Here is an 18,069-nt window from a genome sequence, read left to right as displayed (position 1 = left end):
TTTCGATTGGCAGGGGCGGCTGACGCTGCAGACCTGCCCACAGAATTCCCCGCTGCACGACACGTCGCTCGAGCGCTACCTGCGCCAGTACGAGCCGGCGCTGGTCGAGCAGTATTTCGATAGCCTGGATGTTGCCGAACATGAAGTCGGCCTGTATTTCGAAGACGGCAAACTCAAGGCACTGCTGGCACCCGGCAGCCAGCGCCTGCAATGGAAAGGGCCAGTGGCCCAGCACGTCGAGCGTATCGACCTGCGCCAAGGCCGGCGTATCGACGCCGCGCTGCAGGCTCGCTTGCAGCAGCCCGGTATCACCGGCATGAACAACGTGCTGCTGGTGAAGGTGCCGACCTTCAATGTGGGTGTGCTGCGCATCGACGGCGTGGTGAGCGAGTTGTTGCCGGTCGGCCAGTATGGTTTCTGGGCGTGTGGCGCCAAGGTCGAGGTCGAGACCGTCGACACCCGCTGGGCGGTATCGGAACTCAACGCCGAAGAATTCCACGCCCAGGGCATGGATGAGCATTTCGTGACCATGGACCTCGGCGCTGATGAAGTCGGCCTGCGCCTGGAAGACGGCAAACTGGTTGAAGTGCTGCCACCGGACAGCCGCCGCCAGTACTGGAAAGCCCAGGCCCGCCATGAGCTGCAACGCATCAGCCTGAGCCAGGGGCTGCGCCTGGCAGATGAGCTGGTGGCACGCCTGAACCGCCCAGGTGTTGCCGGCATGGAGCATGTCCTGTTGGCGCTGGTGCCGGCGTTCCACGTCGGTGTGCTGAAGATCGACGGCGTGGTGGTGGGCTTGCTCGAACCAGGGCAGCATGGCTACCTGCGGTGCGGCAGCCAGGTGGAGATCGAGATGGTCGACACCCGCTTGCAGGCATTGGAAGTCAGCGGCCAGGAAATCCTCACCCGCGACAAGGTGAGCCTGCGCCTGAGCCTGGTCGCCAACTGGCGCTACCTGGATGTGCTCGGCGCCCATGCCCGCATGAGTAAGCCCGTCGAGCACCTGTACCGCGAGCTGCAGTTTGGCCTGCGCGCAGCCGTGGGTACGCGTACCCTGGATGAGTTGCTCGAGAACAAGCAACTGATCGACGACAGCGTCAACGAGCACCTGCTCAAGCAGTTGCAGGGCAGCGGGCTTGAAGTGGGCAGCCTGGGCGTGCGCGACATCATTCTGCCTGGCGAGATGAAGACCTTGCTGGCGCAGGTAGTGGAGGCCGAAAAAGCCGCCCAGGCCAACGTGATCCGCCGCCGTGAAGAAACCCAGGCGACGCGTTCACTGCTCAACACCGCCAAGGTGATGGAGGGCAGCGCCACGGCGTTGCGCCTCAAAGAGCTGGAAACCCTGGAGCGGGTGGCTGAGCGCATCGACCGGATTTCGGTATTCGGCGGGCTCGATCAGGTGTTGAACGGCCTGGTGAGCATCAAGGCAGGTTGATTACACAGCGGCGTCGGCCTGTCTCAGGCCGGCGCACGCTGGACCCGGTAACAAGGAAACCCCGTAATGAACATTCTCGAAGTCACCGGCGGCAAGCCGATCAAATTGTGGACCGACGGCGTGCCGGTCGAAGACGACGCGCGCCGCCAGTTGCAGAACACCGCAAAGATGCCGTTCATCTTCAAGCACCTGGCCGTGATGCCCGACGTGCACCTGGGCAAAGGCTCGACCATCGGCAGCGTGATCCCGACCCTCGGCGCGATCATCCCCGCGGCCGTGGGTGTGGACATCGGCTGCGGCATGATCGCCGCCCGCACCTCGCTGCACGCCCGCGACCTGCCGGACAACCTGCACGGCCTGCGCAGCGCCATTGAAAAAGCCGTCCCCCACGGCAAGACCTTCGGCCGCCGCGACCAAGGCGCCTGGAGCGACGTGCCCGGCCAGGCCGACCAGGTCTGGCAAAACCTCGCCGGGCGCTTCAAGGCGATCACCGACAAGTACCCACGCCTGGAAAAGACCAACAACCGCCAGCACCTGGGCACCCTGGGCGGCGGCAACCACTTCATCGAGGTGTGCCTGGATGAAGCCGACCGCGTCTGGTTCATGCTGCACAGCGGCTCGCGCGGGGTCGGCAACGCCATCGGCAACCTGTTCATCGAACTGGCCCAGGCCGACATGCGCCAGCATATCGCCAACTTGCCAGACAAAGACCTCGCCTATTTCGAGGAAGGCAGCCAGCACTTCGCCGACTACGTCGAGGCAGTGGAATGGGCGCAGGACTTCGCCCGGCACAACCGCGAGCTGATGATGCTGGCAGTTGTCGCGGCCACCCGCAGCGTGCTCGGCCGCCCCTTCGAGGCGCGCCTTGAGGCCGTCAACTGCCACCACAACTATGTGCAGAAAGAGCAACACTTTGGCCGTGAAGTGCTGGTGACGCGCAAAGGTGCGGTGTCGGCGCAGAAGGGCGAGCTGGGCATCATCCCAGGCTCCATGGGCGCCAAAAGCTTCATCGTGCGCGGCCTGGGCAATGAAGAGGCGTTTTGCTCATGCAGCCACGGCGCCGGCCGGGTGATGAGCCGGACCAAGGCCAAAAGCCTGTTCACCGTCGCCGACCAGCAGCGCGCCACGGCCCATGTGGAATGCCGCAAGGACAAACAGGTGATCGACGAGATCCCCATGGCCTACAAGGACATCGATGCAGTGATGCAGGCGCAGCGGGAGTTGGTGGAGGTGGTGCATACCTTGCGGCAGGTGGTTTGCGTCAAGGGGTGAGGGGCGCGTCGCTTGATGACTGATGTGCTTCAGCAGCTAGCCATCTCAGGCCTGAAACTGCTGGATGTCAGGCGTTTGAGGGCTATTTCAAGCGCCTGATCGTCGAACAGCTTGTTTTTACGAGCAGCAGATCCCGCTCCGCCATCCCACTTCCTCAACGACTCTCGCACGGCAGCAACAGTCGGGGTAACGCCTCCCCGGCTTAGCAGCCAGTCGACGGTCGCTAACAGCTCCATGCCAAAGGGCGACTCGAAGCCATCGATCAGTTCGGCGGTGCGCTCAAGTGCTTGGGAATATTCCTTAGCCTCGGTTTTGAGATAGGTTTGCAGAAAGGCTTTACGTTCATCGTCAAACCAGATCACATCACTGATCCCAGCGTCACTGATGCGCTTGTTACAGTGCAGATAGCTGCCATCAAGATTGTCGAGCAGGTGGTCCAATCGGTTGGCATATGGGCCGTATTTATGCGCTACAAACTTAAGGTTCAGGGGGTTCTTGGTGGCGGGCAGCTGTTCCATCGAGCGCTCCAGGAACCAAGCCAGCTTCTGGATCTCAAGCAGGCTGCATTCCATACCTAAAACCCAATAGCGTCGAACCAATTCGGCAATGAGAGCGCGAGCAGGCGTGAGTTTTTCGACTCCGCTGCGCTTGGCCACATTTAGATATTGGCTTGAAGGTTCGAACACTACGATATCCACGTCCATATCACTCAACACAGCGACAATCTGTTCGCGGACTTCGGCCCACTTCAAACCCCGAGAAAATCAGGTCAAGTCTATAGCTGTCGCGCCGCTGGGCGCCAGTCGCCCCACCCTGAATGAATGTTCTCATCGTCACGGAGAAGGGGTGAAGTAAGAAAGGTACGTAGCTTGTCAGTCCCCCGAGGTTCTTGACCTCAGGATTTGGGACGAAATGCATAAGGAAGTTTTTCGGCTCGATCGTATGAGGCGCCAGGCATTCTGCCATCTACGGATGATTCATCCTCGCATGCTCCTGCACGAAAATGGCTACAGAAGGTTGAAGTCGAGGAGGATGCCTTTCGAACAGGCATTAAAAAGCCGGCTTGTGGCCGGCTTCTCGGGGACGGTTTTGGCTCATTTTTGATAAGCCGCAACCGCCTTAAACGGGTGGCAACATGGCCTGAAAAAGATGGCTGGCGGCTGTGTCGGCCGTCGCCAGGCCCTCTGTAATGCGGCTTGCACCATCAGGGGGCGTGATGTGGGCCGTAGCATACTCGGGCGCGCCAGCGATGCCCAGCAAAAATTGGTTCGGTGTGTTTCACCCTGGGCGACTCGGGCGTACGCATGACCACCAGAATACCCAGCCGACGATTTCCAGCTGCTGTTCCCGGCGTTGCGCGGTGGTGTAGCGCTCGGTCGGGTGGTTGAAGCGGTCGTGGCTGTGCAGGCACAAGATGCCGCCAGGGCTGCGGCTGAGCTGATGCACGCGCAGGCGGCCGTTGTGCAGCAGGGCGTAATATTCGCCATCCACCACCTTGCTGAAACTGCGGTCAACGGCCAGCAGCGTGCCTTGGGGCAACTGCGGCGCCAGGTTGTCTTCTGGCATTTCGATGCAGAAGCTGTGCTGCACCGCGATGCCCAGGCGCTTCAGCGCCTGTGGCGGGATCAGGGGGTGCAACTCGGTGGCATGCTCCAGCCGGCCTTGGTTCATGCGATAGAAGGGCACCGGCACCGCCGCCTGGGGCAGCTCGCCCAAGGGTAACGGCCGCTCTGGGATGGCCGCGTGCTGGGCGGCGGTGCGCAGGTCAATGTACTTGGGGCCTTCGCCATGGCTCAGCCAGCGCTGGCGCACACTGAACTGCTCGGCAACGTCCTCGAGACGGGCGAGCGGCACGCCGCGCCTGAACCAGTTGTTGATGTGCTGGGCCGAGACCTTGCGCAGCGCCGCAAAGTCCGAAGGGGTCAGGTCGCACTCCAGCAGGAGGGCTTTAAGGCGTTCACCGGATGTATTCATGGCGATGAGTCTATCGCCGTCTTACGCGTTGATAAATGAACCGGTTGTGTAGGGAAATTGTAGGAACGTCGGGGAAATGTAGGCGGGCTCCTAGGCTTGTGTAGGAGTTTTCTGCAGGCATAAAAAAGCCCTGCATAAGCAGGGCTCTTTGGGTTCAGCCGATCAGCCTTTGTAAGCTGCAACCGACTTGGTGATCGCTTCGCGGGCGGCGTCGGCGCCGGCCCAGCCTTCGATCTTGACCCACTTGCCCTTCTCCAGATCCTTGTAGTTGGCGAAGAAGTGCTCGATCTGCTGGATCAGCAGTGGCGGCAGGTCGGTGTATTCCTTCACGTCAACGTACAGCTGGCTCAGCTTGTCGTGCGGGACGGCGATGACCTTGGCGTCGCCGCCGCCGTCGTCGGTCATGTTCAGCACGCCAACCGGGCGGGCGCGGATGACCGAGCCTGGCGCTACCGGGTACGGGGTCACGACCAGCACGTCGAGCGGGTCACCGTCGTCAGCCAGGGTGTTGGGGATGAAGCCATAGTTGGCCGGGTAGAACATCGGGGTGGCCATGAAGCGGTCGACGAACAGGGCGTCGCTGTCTTTGTCGATCTCGTATTTGATCGGCGCGTGGTTGGCCGGAATCTCGATCGCGACGTAGATGTCGTTCGGCAGGTCTTTGCCAGCCGGAATCTTGCTGTAGCTCATTGGGCAATGTCCCCGTGTTTGATCAAAAAAGTGGCGGCGATTATAGACACATTCCGCCAGTGCATGCCACGCCCGGCCTGATGTGTGGCGGGCCTCAGGCATGCTCCTGGCGATACGCCGGATGCTCCGCCAACAGGCGTGCCAGACGGCTCAGCGGGTCCTGGCGGTAGAACAGCGCGAGTTGTTGGTAGACCTTTGGATAAGCCTCGTGCAGCAGGTCGGGGGCGCTGAAGAAGTATTCGCTGGTGACGGCAAAGAACTCGGCCGGGTTTTCTGCGGCGTACGGGTCGATGGCGGTTTCGCAGTCGGGGTCGGCGTCGAGCTGGCGATTGAGGTCTTCATAGGCGTGCTGCATGGCGCTCGCCCAGGCCTCGACCTGCATGCCTGCGTGCAAGGGCGGCAGGCCGTTGGCGTCGCCGTTGAGCATGTCGAGCTTGTGCGCCAGCTCGTGGATGACCAGGTTGTAGGCTTCCCAGCCACCGCCGCTGCGCACGCCGTTCCAGGCCAGGATCACCGGGCCTTGCTGCCAGGCCTCGCCACTGTGCTCGGCGTCCCACACGTGCTCGACGCCGCTGGCATCGCGATGGCGCTGCGGGCTCTTGAAATCGTCGGGGTAGAGAATGATCTCGTGAAACCCTTGGTACCAGTTCAGCTCGCCCAAGTGCAGCAGCGGCAGTTGCGCCTGGGCAGCAAGGTGGAGGCGCCCGGCGTCGTCCAGCTCGACGCCCGGCAGGGTGGTCAGGTGCTTGTCGTGCAAAAACAGGATGCAGGCTTCGCGCAGCCAGTGGTCTTCTTCGGCGCTGATGCCATCGAGCAGTGGCAGTTGCTCGCGCACCTGCTGCCACAGCTGTTCATCAAGCGGATAACGGGCCAGGGGGCGCCGGCGGCGCCAGGCGCTGAACGACCACATGGGCGCTTTAGTGGGCCTTGGCGGCGCGGCCAAAGCGGCCACGCAGCAGGCCGAGAATCATCGGCACCAGCGACAGGATGATGATTGCCACCACCATCAGCGACAGGTGCTGCTTGATGAACGGCACGTTGCCGAAGAAGTAACCGAGGGTAACCAGGCCACCGACCCATAGCAGGGAACCGGCGATGCTGAAGCCCAGAAAGCGCGGGTAGTGCATGTGGGCGATGCCGGCGACGAACGGGGCGAAAGTGCGCAGAATCGGCAGGAAGCGCGCCAGGGTGACGGTTTTGCCGCCATGGCGTTCGTAGAATTCGTGGGTGCGCTGCAGGTAGTCCTGGCGGAAGATTTTCGAGCGCGGGTTGCTGAACAAGCGTTCGCCTGCGGTGCGCCCAATCACGTAATTGGTGCTGTCACCGAGGATGGCCGCTGCCATCAGCAGGCCCGCCAGCAGGACCGGGTCCATGCCGCCACCGGCCGCCACGGCGCCGGCGATGAACAGCAGCGAGTCGCCTGGCAGGAACGGCATGATCACAAGGCCCGTTTCGCAGAAGATCACCGCGAACAGGATGGCGTAGATCCAGGGACCGTAGTTGGTGACCAGCAGATCGAGGTAGGCATCGAGATGCAGGATGAGGTCCAGCGGGTTGAAATCCATGTACAGCACCTGTGTTCTGGTCCCGCTACTACGGGCGCGCGATGACGGACGGCGTCTTGGGCGTGGGAGGGTTTACCGCTTGGTGGGTAACTTTTCGCACACGACAGGGAAAGGATTATACGGCGAAGCCCGGAAAGTGCCCGAGGAGTTTGTAGCGGGGGGTTACGACAAGGTGACGTCGGCCCGCTCCCACGCCGGGTTTTGGGGGCACGCTTATGTGCAGACCTGTTCCGGCCTCATCGCAGGTTGTCGCCCGCTCCCACAGAGGCCGCGTCAGCTGCGATATTGGTGTCTGGCTCAAATCCTGTGGGAGCTGGCGCCAGCCTGCGATGAGGCCAAGACAGAGTTGTACAAAAACCATACCTAACAGTAGGGGTTTTAGTCCTGGCTGATCGGCAACACGTAGTTCTCGAACTCGGTGTCCTTGCGAAAGCCAATCGACTCGTAGGTCTTGCGCGCTACCTCGTTGTTGCTGCTGGTAGACACGCGCATGCGCACCGCGTTGGATTCGCGGGCCATCTTCTTGGCCTCGCGCATCAGGTGGTCGGCCACCAGCATGCGCCGCGAATCTTCAGCCACATAGATGTCGTTGAGAATCCACACGCGCTTGAGCGATAGCGACGAAAAACTGGGGTACAGCTGGCAGAAACCGAGCAACTTGTTGTCGTCATCAAGAGGCAGGGCAAGGTAAATGATCGACTCGCCGCGCGTGATGCGTTTTTCCAGAAACGACCGTGAGCTGTCTGGGTAAGGCAGTTGGCCGTAGAACTCGCGGTACTTAACGAACAGCGGGGTGAGCAGGTCAAGGTGTTCCAGGGTTGCCTTGATGATGCGCATGGGCGGGCCTCAGAGTCCATTGGGGGATACGGCGGGTTGCCAGCAGCGTGTATGTCCCATGCTGCCGAAAGCACGCTGCAAGCGCAATCCGCCATCCATTACATGTTTTTTACCTGTTGCCGAGCAGGAAGTTTCCGTTTTTGCCGCCAGAACCTTCGTTTTCGATGCTGTGAACTTCGGCCTCATCCTTCAGGTTCACCCCGGACAGCTTGCGCTTGCATGCCTCGCGCATCAGGTACAGCAAGCGGTGCGCCGCCATGCCGTAGCTCAGGCCCTCAAGGCGCACGTTGGAGATGCAGTTGCGGTACGCATCGGTCAGGCCGACCTTGGGCGCGTAGGTGAAATACAGCCCAAGGCTGTCCGGCGAACTCAGGCCCGGGCGCTCGCCTATCAACATTACCGTCATGCGGGCATTGAGCAGTTGCCCCACTTCGTCGGCGACCGCCACCCGGCCTTGCTCCACCAGCACCACCGGGGCGCTAGTCCAGCCGTCGGCTGCGGCCTGCTCTTCAAAACGGCTCAGAAAGGGCAGGGTGTGGCGGTGCACGGCCAACGCCGACAGGCCGTCGGCGACGACGATGGCAAGGTCGACGCCGCCGGGGTTGGCCTGGGCGTGCTCACGCAACCGTTGCGCCGACTCCTCATGCAGGCGGCGGCCCAGGTCGGGGCGTTGCAGGTACTGGTGGCGGTCGCTGGCTGCGCTGTGCAGCAGCACGCTTTCGCGGCCACGGTCACTCAGTTGCTGGCGCAGGCCTTGGTGGTCGAACGCCAGGTGCACGGCATCGCGCGCCTGGGCGTGGGCGTACTGGAAGTCCAGTTGCGCGCCGGTCGGCAGGCTGATGCCGGTGCGGCCCAGGGCGATGCGCGCCGGGGTCAGGTTGCGCAGCGCCAGCCAGGGGTTTTCGGCGGTGGGTGTGTGTCGGTCCATGGGGTTCCCCTATGCAAGCTGCGCCAGGGCCTGGCGGAAGGCCGGCGGCAGGTTGTCGCCAAAGCGGATGCGGCCATCGGCCTGGGTGAAGATGCCGGTGCGCGCCAACCAGTCTTCGAACTCTGGCCCCGGGCGCAAGCCCAGGGTCTGACGGGCGTACAGCGCGTCATGGAACGAGGTGGTCTGGTAGTTGAGCATGATGTCGTCGGAGCCTGGGATACCCATGATGAAGTTGATGCCAGCCACGCCCAGCAGCGTCAGCAGGGTGTCCATGTCGTCCTGGTCGGCTTCGGCATGGTTGGTGTAGCAGATGTCGCAGCCCATCGGCACGCCGAGCAATTTGCCGCAGAAGTGGTCTTCGAGCCCTGCGCGGATGATCTGCTTGCCGTTGTACAGGTATTCCGGGCCGATGAAGCCGACCACGGTGTTGACCAGAAACGGCTTGAAATGGCGGGCCACGGCGTAGGCGCGGGTTTCGCAGGTTTGCTGGTCGACGCCATGGTGGGCGTTGGCCGACAGCGCGCTGCCCTGGCCGGTCTCGAAGTACATCAGGTTCTGCCCGACCGTGCCGCGCTTGAGCGAAAGCCCCGCCTCGTAGCCTTCCTGCAGCACATTGAGGTTGATGCCAAAGCCTGCGTTGGCCGCCTCGGTGCCGGCGATGGACTGGAACACCAGGTCCAGCGGCACGCCGCGGTTGATCGCCTCGATCGAGGTGGTGACGTGGGTCAGCACGCACGACTGGGTGGGGATGTCGTAGCGCTGGATGATCGCATCGAGCATTTCCAGCAAGGCGCAGATCGACGAAATGCTGTCGGTGGCCGGGTTGATGCCGATCATGGCGTCGCCGTTGCCGTACAGCAGGCCATCGAGAATGCTGGCGGCGATGCCGGCCGGCTCATCGGTGGGGTGGTTGGGCTGCAAGCGCGTGGACAGCCGCCCGCGCAGGCCCATGGTGCCGCGAAACGCCGTGACTACACGGATTTTCTGCGCCACCAACACCAGGTCCTGCACCCGCATCAGCTTCGAAACAGCAGCGGCCATTTCGGGTGTCAGGCCGGGGGCCAGGGCGCGCAGGCTGTGTTCATCGGCGTGCTCGCTGAGCAGCCAGTCACGCAGCCCGCCGACAGTCAGGTGGCTGACCGGGGCAAAGGCGCTGGCATCGTGGGTGTCGACGATCAGCCGGGTGACTTCGTCGTCTTCGTAGGGGATCAGCGCTTCGGTCAGAAAATGCTTGAGCGGGATATCGGCCAGCGCCATCTGCGCCGCCACCCGTTCGCCATCGTTGCTGGCGGCAACCCCGGCCAGATAGTCGCCGGAGCGCGCCGGGCTGGCCTTGGCCATGACCTCCTTGAGGCTGTCAAAGCGGTACAACTGGTTGCCTACGGTGTGTACGAATACTGCCATACAAACTCTCCAGGGCGCCGCAGGCCTGGCCTGCGGCGCAAATCGGCGATCAGTGCAGGGCCTCTTCGGCCTGCTGGATCGCGGCAAATTCCTCTTCCGGCGTGCCGGCTACCAAGTGGTGGCGGCTGTAGAAGGCGAAGTAGGCGATGAGCACGGCGTAGATCACCGCGGCACCGATCACCACCCGAGGGTCGACCAGGAAGCCTGCCACCACGGCGATGCACGCCAGCACCAGGGCTACGCCGGAGGTGAAGATGCCGCCTGGGGTGCGGTACGGGCGGTCCATCTTCGGCCGACGGATGCGCAGGGTGATGTGCGCGGCCATCATCAGCACATAGGACAGCGTAGCGCCGAAAACCGCCACCAGAATCAGCAGGTCACCTTGGCCGGTCAGCGACAGGGCAAAACCGATGATGCCGGGGATGACCAGTGCCAGTACCGGCGCCTTGCTCTTGTTGGTCTGTGACAGCTTGCGCGGCAGGTAGCCCGCACGCGACAGCGCGAAGATCTGCCGGGAGTAGGCGTAGATAATCGAGAAGAAGCTGGCGATCAGGCCGGCCAGGCCAACCAGGTTGACGAAGCCGCCCATCCAGGTCGAACCGCCGTAGGCCTTGGACAGCGCCTCGACCAGCGGGTTACCCGATGCCTTGAGCGCATCGGCACCTGCACCGCCTGGGCCGACCACCAGAATCAGCAGGGCGAAGGCCAGCAGTACCAGCATCGCGCCGATCAGGCCGCGCGGCAGGTCGCGTTTGGGGTTCTTGGTTTCTTCAGCGGCCAGCGGCACGCCTTCGACGGCGAGGAAGAACCAGATGGCATAGGGGATCGCTGCCCACACGCCGACATAGCCGAACGGCAGGAAGCTGCTTGCACCAACGGCGTCGGTCTTGGCGATGTCGAACAGATTGGCTGCATCAAAATGGGGCACCATGCCGATCAGGAACACGGCCAGGGCGATGGCGGCGACGGCGGTGATGATGAACATCAGTTTCAATGCTTCACCCACGCCAAAAATGTGGATGCCGATAAACACGATGTAGAACGCCAGGTAGATCATCCAGCCGCCGATACCGAACAGCGACTCGCAGTACGCGCCGATGAACACGGCGATGGCGGCGGGGGCAATGGCATATTCGATGAGGATCGCGGTGCCGGTGAGGAACCCGCCCCATGGCCCGAAGGCGCTGCGGGCAAAGCCGTAGCCGCCGCCAGCGGTGGGGATCATCGAGGACAGTTCGGCCAGCGAGAAGCACATGCACAGGTACATGGTGGCCATCAGCAGGGTGGCGAGGAACATGCCGCCCCAGCCGCCCTGGGCCAGGCCGAAGTTCCAGCCGGCATAGTCGCCGGAGATCACGTAGGCCACACCCAGGCCCACCAGCAGCACCCAGCCGGCGGCGCCTTTTTTCAGTTCACGTTGCTGGAAATAGTCCGAGCCTACTTTTTCGAAGTCGACGGACGCGTTGGCCGGCGTACCGGCGGAATGTTCGCTTGGCATGGATTCACCTGTTCTTTTTTTTGGTGGCCGGGTGGGATTCCGGCCCTTGGTGATAGGTACTGCAGGAAGCGAGCCAGAGCGGTTGGTGCACGCGAACCGCTTCTGGATTGACGGGCCCTTCGCGGGGCAAGCCCGCTCCCACAAGAGCAGCATTCACCCGTTCTGTGGGAGCGGGCTTGCCCCGCGATCAGAACCCTTTAGAAGAAGCCCAGCGGGTTGATGTCGTAGCTCACCAGCAGGTTTTTGGTCTGCTGGTAGTGGTCGAGCATCATTTTGTGGGTTTCGCGGCCGACGCCGGACTTCTTGTAGCCACCAAACGCGGCATGCGCCGGGTACAGGTGGTAGCAGTTGGTCCACACGCGGCCGGCCTTGATGCCACGGCCCATGCGGTAGGCGCGGTTGATGTCGCGGGTCCAGACACCCGCGCCCAGGCCGAACTCGGTGTCGTTGGCAATCGCCAGCGCCTCGGCTTCATCCTTGAAGGTGGTGACGCTGACCACCGGGCCAAAGATTTCTTCCTGGAACACGCGCATCTTGTTGTTGCCCTTGAGCAGCGTTGGCTGGATGTAATAGCCGGTGGCCAGGGCACCTTCGAGTTTTTCCACCTTGCCGCCGGTGAGCAACTCGGCGCCTTCTTCCTGGGCAATCTGCAGGTACGACTGGATCTTCTCGAACTGCTGCTGCGAGGCCTGGGCGCCGACCATGGTGTCGGTGTCCAGCGGGTCGCCGCGCTTGATCTGCAGCACCTTCTTCATTACCACTTCCATGAACTGCGGGTAGATCGACTCCTGTACCAGCGCGCGCGACGGGCAGGTACACACCTCGCCCTGGTTGAAGAACGCCAGCACCAGGCCTTCGGCAGCCTTGTCGATGAACGCCGGCTCCGCCTGCATGATGTCTTCGAAGTACACGTTGGGCGATTTGCCGCCCAGCTCGACGGTGGACGGAATGATGTTCTCGGCAGCGCACTTCATGATGTGCGAGCCCACCGGCGTGGAGCCGGTGAATGCGATCTTGGCGATGCGCTTGCTGGTGGCCAGCGCCTCACCGGCTTCGCGGCCATACCCCTGCACCACGTTGAGCACGCCCTTGGGCAGCAGGTCGCCGATCAGTTCCATCAGCACGGTGATGCCCAGCGGCGTCTGTTCGGCCGGCTTGAGCACCACGCAGTTACCCGCGGCCAAGGCCGGGGCGAGCTTCCAGGCGGCCATCAGCAGCGGGAAGTTCCATGGGATGATCTGGCCGACCACGCCCAGCGGTTCGTGGATGTGGTAGGCCACGGTGTTTTCGTTGATTTCGGCAGCGCCGCCTTCCTGGGCGCGCAGGCAGCCGGCGAAGTAGCGGAAATGGTCGACGGCCAGGGGAATGTCGGCGTTGAGGGTTTCGCGGACCGGCTTGCCGTTGTCCCAGGTTTCGGTGATGGCCAGCACTTCGAGGTTTTGCTCGATGCGGTCGGCGATGCGCAGCAGGACGTTGGAGCGGTCCTGCACCGAGGTACGGCCCCAAGCGTCGGCGGCGGCGTGGGCGGCATCGAGGGCCTTGTCGATGTCTTCGGCGCTGGAGCGCGGGAATTCGGCAATCGGCTGGCCGTTCACAGGCGAGGTGTTGGTGAAATATTCACCCTTTACCGGAGGAACGAACTCACCGCCGATGTAGTTGCCGTAGCGGCTCTTGAAGGAAACCTTCGCGCCTTCGGTACCGGGATGTGCGTAACGCATGATGTGTCTCCAGTTCTTTGTGATTGTTGCGGAGTTTCAAAGCGTAGAGCAAAGGTCGGGCCAGCGCCTTACAGCCTTTATGAATCAATGACTTGGGTCAGTTTTGCGGCGTGGGTTGCGCCGCGCTGTGCCAGGGGTGGTACGTACTGGGTGACACTTTGTGCCGTTGACGGCACAGCCTGACCCGGTGCCATTGCAAAGCTTCCCTGCCTGGAGGATGCTGGGGCACGCTCTATCTGCGGAGAACAAAAAAAATGCAGAGCAACTCATTCAGCCGCCATGCCCAGCAAGTGCTGACCGTGGCCCACGGCCAGGCCAGCGGGCCGGGCAGCGACCCTTCCATTGCCCGCTCCTGGCTGCGTTGCCTTGAGGATTACCACCTCGACCCCGCGCGCGCCCAGGCCCCGGTTGTGCTTGAGCACGGCCGCCTGCTCGAAAGCCGCGAAAGCCTGCACCAGGTGTTGCAGATCGCCGACCCTGAAATGAACAGCCTGCACCAGCAGCTTTCCGGGGCCGGCCATGCGGTGCTGCTGACCGATGCCCGTGGGGTGATCCTCAACTGCGTCACCGCGCCCAGCGAGCGGCGCATCTTCGAGCGCGCCGGGCTGTGGCTGGGCGCAGACTGGAGCGAGGCGCGCGAGGGCACCAACGGCATCGGCACCTGCCTGGTGGAACGTCAGGCCCTGACCATTCACCAGGACGAACACTTCCGTGGCCGTCACACCGGCCTGACCTGTTCATCGAGCCCGGTCTTCGACCCCCATGGCGAGCTGCTGGCGGTGCTCGATGTGTCCTCGGCGCGGGCCGATGTGTCGCGGCAAAGCCAGTTCCACACCATGGCGCTGGTCAACCTGTCGGCCAAGATGATCGAGAGCTGTTATTTCCTGCGCCAGTTCGAGCAGCACTGGCTGCTGCGCTTTCATCTGCAGGCCGAGTCGGTGGGGCTGTTCAGCGAAGGCCTGCTGGCGTTCGATGGCGACGGGCGTATTCATGCGGCCAACCAGAGTGCGCTGAACCTGTTGGGTACTGTGCGCGGTAGTGTGCTGGGCCAGCCGCTGGAGCTGTTCTTTGCCTGTAGCCATGACGAGCTGTTCAGCCGCGCCACCGCCCACGGCAGCACCGCCTGGCCGCTGCGTACCCGCGACGGGCGCCAGGTGTTCGCAAGCCTGCGGGGCCGGGCGCAGGCGCCGCAATGGTCACTGCCACAGGCATTGCCTGCGGCTGCCTTGCCCAGTGCCGAGCCCGGTATCTGTCTGCTCGACCCAGCCCTGCAGCACCAACTCCAGCGCGCCGTACGCGTGTTCGAACGTGACGTGCCGTTGTTGCTGCGCGGTGAAACCGGCTGCGGCAAAGAAGCCTTTGCCCAGGCCGTGCACCAGGCCAGCGCGCGCCGGCTCAAGCCATTCGTGGCCATCAACTGTGCCTCCATTCCCGAGAGCCTGATCGAGAGCGAGCTGTTCGGTTACCGCGGCGGCAGCTTCACCGGTGCACGCAAGGAAGGCATGCGTGGCAAGCTGTTGCAGGCCGACGGCGGCACCTTGCTGCTGGACGAAATCGGCGACATGCCGCTGGCGCTGCAAACCCGGTTGCTGCGGGTGCTCGAAGAGCGCCAGGTGGTGCCGATTGGCGGCGAACCGCAGCCTGTGGATGTGCGCATCATCAGCGCCACCCACCGCGATTTGCTGGAACGGGTCGCGCAGGGCAGTTTCCGCGAAGACCTGTATTACCGTCTCAATGGCCTGGAAGTGCCGTTGCCGGCTGTGCGCGAGCGCAGCGACAAGGCGCAACTGCTGGAGTTTCTGTTGCAACAAGAGGCGCAAGGCCAACCCATCGCCCTCGAACCTGCGGCGCGCCAGGCGTTGCTGAGCTTTGCCTGGCCGGGCAACGTGCGGCAGATGCGCAACGTGCTGCGGACCGTGGCAGCGCTCTGTGACGACGGTCGGGTCGAGTACCACGACCTGCCCCAGGTCGTGCGCAGCGTGGGCGCGGGCTTGCCCCACGATGACGTGCGCTCGGCCACCCTTGAACCCCCTGCCGATGCCATCGCCGGGCAAGCCCGCTGCCACAGCCTTGAGCACGCCGAGCGCGCTGCGTTGCTTGGCATTCTCGAGGCAAAACGCTGGCATTTGACCCAGGTCGCCGAGCACCTGGGCATCAGCCGCAACACCCTGTATCGGAAACTGCGCAAACACGGCATCGCCAGGGCCGGCTAAGCGAAACAGCGGGTGCGATTTCCCTCGCCCTGGGCTACCCTGCCTCGATGTTTTGCGAGGTCGATCATGCACATTCACATTCTCGGTATTTGCGGCACTTTCATGGGCTCGCTGGCGGTGCTGGCCAAGGACCTTGGCCACCGCGTCAGCGGCTGCGACGCCAACGTCTATCCCCCCATGAGCACTCAGCTCGAAGCCCAGGGCATCGAGCTGATCCAAGGTTACGACCCCGCCCAGCTGGACCCTGCGCCAGACCTGGTGGTGATCGGCAACGCCATGTCGCGCGGCAACCCCGCCGTTGAGTACGTACTGAACAAGGGCCTGCCTTATGTGTCCGGCCCGCAGTGGCTGGCCGACCACGTGTTGCAGGGCCGCTGGGTGCTGGCTGTGGCCGGTACCCACGGCAAGACCACCACCAGCAGCATGCTGGCCTGGGTGCTGGAACACGCCGGCATGAGCCCGGGCTTCCTGATCGGCGGTGTGCCGCAGAACTTCTCGGTGTCGGCGCGCCTGGGTGGTACGCCGTTCTTCGTGGTCGAGGCCGACGAATACGACAGCGCCTTCTTCGACAAGCGTTCGAAGTTCGTGCACTACCATCCGCGCACGGCGATCCTCAACAACCTTGAGTTCGACCATGCAGATATCTTCCCGGACCTTGCCGCCATCGAGCGTCAGTTCCACCACCTGGTGCGGACCATCCCGAGCGAAGGCCTGGTCATTCACCCCACCACCGAGCCTGCGCTAGAGCGGGTGATTGGCATGGGGTGCTGGACCCCGGTGCAAACCACCGGCGCCGGCGGCCAGTGGCAGGCGCGCCTGCTCAGCCCCGACGGCTCGCGCTTCGAAGTGTTGTTCGAGGGTGAGGCCCAAGGCGTGGTGGACTGGGGCATGACCGGCCAGCACAACGTGGCCAACGCCCTCGCCACGCTGGCGGCGGCGCGCCATGTTGGCGTGGTACCCGCCATGGCCATCGAAGGCCTGAGCGCGTTCAAGAGCGTCAAACGGCGTATGGAAAAGGTCGCCGAAGTGCAGGGCGTGACCATCTACGATGACTTCGCCCACCACCCGACTGCCATCGCCACCACCCTCGACGGCCTGCGCAAGCGCGTCGGCGAGGCGCCGGTGATTGCCGTGATCGAACCGCGCTCCAACTCCATGAAGCTGGGCGCGCACCGCGACGGCTTGCCAGAAAGCGTCAACGATGCCGACCAGGTGATCTGGTACGCGCCGCCCAACCTGGGTTGGGACTTGGCGGGTACTGCCGCCGAATGCACCGTGCCGAGCGTGGTTGCCGACAGCCTCGAGGCGATTATCGAGCGCATCAAGGGCCAGGCCCGCCCTGGCACCCATGTGGTGATCATGAGCAACGGCGGCTTTGGCGGCCTGCACGGCAAGCTCGCCGAGGCGCTCAAGTGAGCGGCCCGGAACGCATCACCCTGGCCATGACCGGCGCCTCCGGCGCGCAATATGGCCTGCGCCTGCTCGACTGCCTGGTGCGCGAAGACCGCGAGGTGCACTTTCTCATCTCCAAGGCCGCGCAACTGGTGATGTCCACCGAGACTGACGTGGTGCTGCCGGCCAAGCCGCAGGGCATGCAGGCTTTTCTGACCGAATACACCGGTGCTGCCGCTGGGCAGATCCGCGTGTATGGTAAAGAGGACTGGATGTCGCCGGTAGCGTCCGGCTCTGGCGCGCCGGCGGCGATGGTCGTAGTGCCGTGCTCCACAGGCACGCTGTCGGCGATTGCCACCGGGGCCTGCAACAACCTGATCGAGCGCGCTGCCGACGTCACCTTGAAAGAGCGTCGGCAGTTGATTCTGGTACCGCGCGAGGCGCCGTTCTCGACCATTCACCTTGAGAACATGCTCAAGCTGTCGCAGATGGGCGCGGTGATTCTGCCGGCAGCGCCGGGGTTCTATCACCAGCCGCAGACCATCGACGACCTGGTCGATTTTGTCGTGGCACGGGTGCTCAACCTGCTGGACATCCCCCAGGACATGCTGCCGCGTTGGGGCGAGCATCACTACGGGGCTGATGAGTGAAAAAGCCGCTGCTGGCGCTGCTGATGCTGGGCGCGCTGGGCGGTTGCGCCACGGTGCGCACGCTTGATGCCAACAAGCCGGGGGCGCCTGTGGTGTACGCCGGCACCCGGTTGGACCTGTATGTGATGAACGGCGGCTGCTGCCCGCTGGACCGCTTCGGGGCGCAGGCCCCGGCGTGGCCTGGGCTGGACCTGCCGGGCAGTGCGCTGCTCGATACCCTGCTGCTGCCGCTGTCGCTGCTGACCGCGGCGGGGGTGGGGTTCAACGCAACCGGCGGGCTATAACCGCCTCGCATTGGCTCGGTAGTCTCTGGCCTCATCGCAGGCTGGCGCCAGCTCCCACAGTGATCTGAGCCAGATATCAATATCGCGGCTCTGCGCCGATACTGTCGGAGATTCTATGCTTTCGGGGAAGTTGCTTTTGATTGTGTAGGAGCGGCCTTGTGTCGCGATGGGCTGCGAAGCAGCCCCAGGATCTGTGCACCCACCAGAAT

Annotated in this window: 14 protein-coding genes and 2 pseudogenes; 6 read left to right on the top strand and 10 right to left on the bottom strand. The window is 63.4% G+C overall.

What is annotated here, in order from left to right:
- Nucleotides 1–502: 502 nt before the first annotated feature.
- Together HU720_RS24610 and HU720_RS10535 are read left to right on the top strand one after the other, a co-directional pair.
- Nucleotides 503–1,435: pseudogene (locus tag HU720_RS24610) on the top strand (slipin family protein); the annotation flags it as partial.
- A gap of 66 nt (nucleotides 1,436–1,501) precedes the next feature.
- A complete protein-coding gene (locus HU720_RS10535) occupies nucleotides 1,502–2,707 on the top strand; it encodes an RtcB family protein (RefSeq protein ID WP_186519867.1) in 1,206 nt (401 codons plus the stop codon).
- 29 nt (nucleotides 2,708–2,736) lie between these two features.
- On the opposite strand, the pseudogene HU720_RS10530 reads toward HU720_RS10535, so the two are convergent.
- The 10 genes and pseudogenes from HU720_RS10530 to HU720_RS10485 form a co-directional block, all read right to left on the bottom strand.
- A pseudogene (locus HU720_RS10530) lies at nucleotides 2,737–3,462 on the bottom strand (Appr-1-p processing protein); the annotation flags it as partial.
- 523 nt (nucleotides 3,463–3,985) lie between these two features.
- Complete coding sequence (locus tag HU720_RS10525) at nucleotides 3,986–4,681, bottom strand: XRE family transcriptional regulator (protein WP_186519866.1); 696 nt, start codon at nucleotides 4,679–4,681, stop codon at nucleotides 3,986–3,988.
- A gap of 162 nt (nucleotides 4,682–4,843) precedes the next feature.
- Nucleotides 4,844–5,371, bottom strand: a complete 528-nt coding sequence (gene ppa / locus HU720_RS10520) for an inorganic diphosphatase (RefSeq protein WP_186519865.1) — start codon at nucleotides 5,369–5,371, stop codon at nucleotides 4,844–4,846.
- Between the two features lie 94 nt (nucleotides 5,372–5,465).
- The gene (locus HU720_RS10515; protein WP_186519864.1) at nucleotides 5,466–6,281 is read right to left on the bottom strand and encodes a M90 family metallopeptidase; all 816 of its coding nucleotides are present in this window, start codon (nucleotides 6,279–6,281) and stop codon (nucleotides 5,466–5,468) included.
- A 7-nt stretch (nucleotides 6,282–6,288) separates the two neighbouring features.
- A complete protein-coding gene (locus HU720_RS10510; protein WP_186519863.1) occupies nucleotides 6,289–6,936 on the bottom strand; it encodes a DedA family protein in 648 nt (215 codons plus the stop codon).
- A 378-nt stretch (nucleotides 6,937–7,314) separates the two neighbouring features.
- A complete protein-coding gene (locus HU720_RS10505) occupies nucleotides 7,315–7,773 on the bottom strand; it encodes a GNAT family N-acetyltransferase (protein WP_186519862.1) in 459 nt (152 codons plus the stop codon).
- Between the two features lie 109 nt (nucleotides 7,774–7,882).
- Nucleotides 7,883–8,701: an ethanolamine ammonia-lyase subunit EutC gene (gene eutC, locus HU720_RS10500; RefSeq protein WP_186519861.1), complete on the bottom strand. Its 819-nt coding sequence runs from the start codon at nucleotides 8,699–8,701 to the stop codon at nucleotides 7,883–7,885.
- A gap of 9 nt (nucleotides 8,702–8,710) precedes the next feature.
- Entirely contained in the window at nucleotides 8,711–10,105 is a 1,395-nt protein-coding gene (locus HU720_RS10495; protein WP_186519860.1) for an ethanolamine ammonia-lyase subunit EutB, read from the bottom strand.
- A gap of 49 nt (nucleotides 10,106–10,154) precedes the next feature.
- Complete coding sequence (eat, locus tag HU720_RS10490) at nucleotides 10,155–11,603, bottom strand: ethanolamine permease (RefSeq protein WP_186519859.1); 1,449 nt, start codon at nucleotides 11,601–11,603, stop codon at nucleotides 10,155–10,157.
- A 197-nt stretch (nucleotides 11,604–11,800) separates the two neighbouring features.
- Nucleotides 11,801–13,321, bottom strand: coding sequence for an aldehyde dehydrogenase family protein (locus HU720_RS10485; protein ID WP_186519858.1), 1,521 nt, complete (start codon nucleotides 13,319–13,321; stop codon nucleotides 11,801–11,803).
- A 254-nt stretch (nucleotides 13,322–13,575) separates the two neighbouring features.
- Here HU720_RS10485 and HU720_RS10480 point away from each other — a divergent pair, with 254 nt between their 5' ends.
- From HU720_RS10480 to HU720_RS10465, 4 genes are all read left to right on the top strand, one after another.
- Entirely contained in the window at nucleotides 13,576–15,534 is a 1,959-nt protein-coding gene (locus tag HU720_RS10480; protein WP_186519857.1) for a sigma-54-dependent Fis family transcriptional regulator, read from the top strand.
- 66 nt (nucleotides 15,535–15,600) lie between these two features.
- Nucleotides 15,601–16,950 carry a UDP-N-acetylmuramate:L-alanyl-gamma-D-glutamyl-meso-diaminopimelate ligase gene (mpl, locus tag HU720_RS10475; protein ID WP_186519856.1) on the top strand — a complete coding sequence of 450 codons (1,350 nt, stop codon included), beginning with the start codon at nucleotides 15,601–15,603 and terminating at the stop codon, nucleotides 16,948–16,950.
- Nucleotides 16,947–17,576: a flavin prenyltransferase UbiX gene (ubiX, locus tag HU720_RS10470; RefSeq protein WP_186519855.1), complete on the top strand. Its 630-nt coding sequence runs from the start codon at nucleotides 16,947–16,949 to the stop codon at nucleotides 17,574–17,576. Before mpl ends, ubiX begins: the two co-directional genes overlap by 4 nt.
- Nucleotides 17,573–17,860 carry a YceK/YidQ family lipoprotein gene (locus tag HU720_RS10465; protein WP_186519854.1) on the top strand — a complete coding sequence of 96 codons (288 nt, stop codon included), beginning with the start codon at nucleotides 17,573–17,575 and terminating at the stop codon, nucleotides 17,858–17,860. Before ubiX ends, HU720_RS10465 begins: the two co-directional genes overlap by 4 nt.
- The last annotated feature ends 209 nt before the right edge of the window (nucleotides 17,861–18,069 follow it).

The sequence above is a fragment of the Pseudomonas sp. SWRI51 genome, from assembly GCF_014268825.1.
In the GTDB taxonomy this organism is placed as follows: Bacteria; Pseudomonadota; Gammaproteobacteria; order Pseudomonadales; family Pseudomonadaceae; genus Aquipseudomonas; species Aquipseudomonas farsensis.
This window is presented reverse-complemented; position numbering and strand designations above follow the sequence as displayed.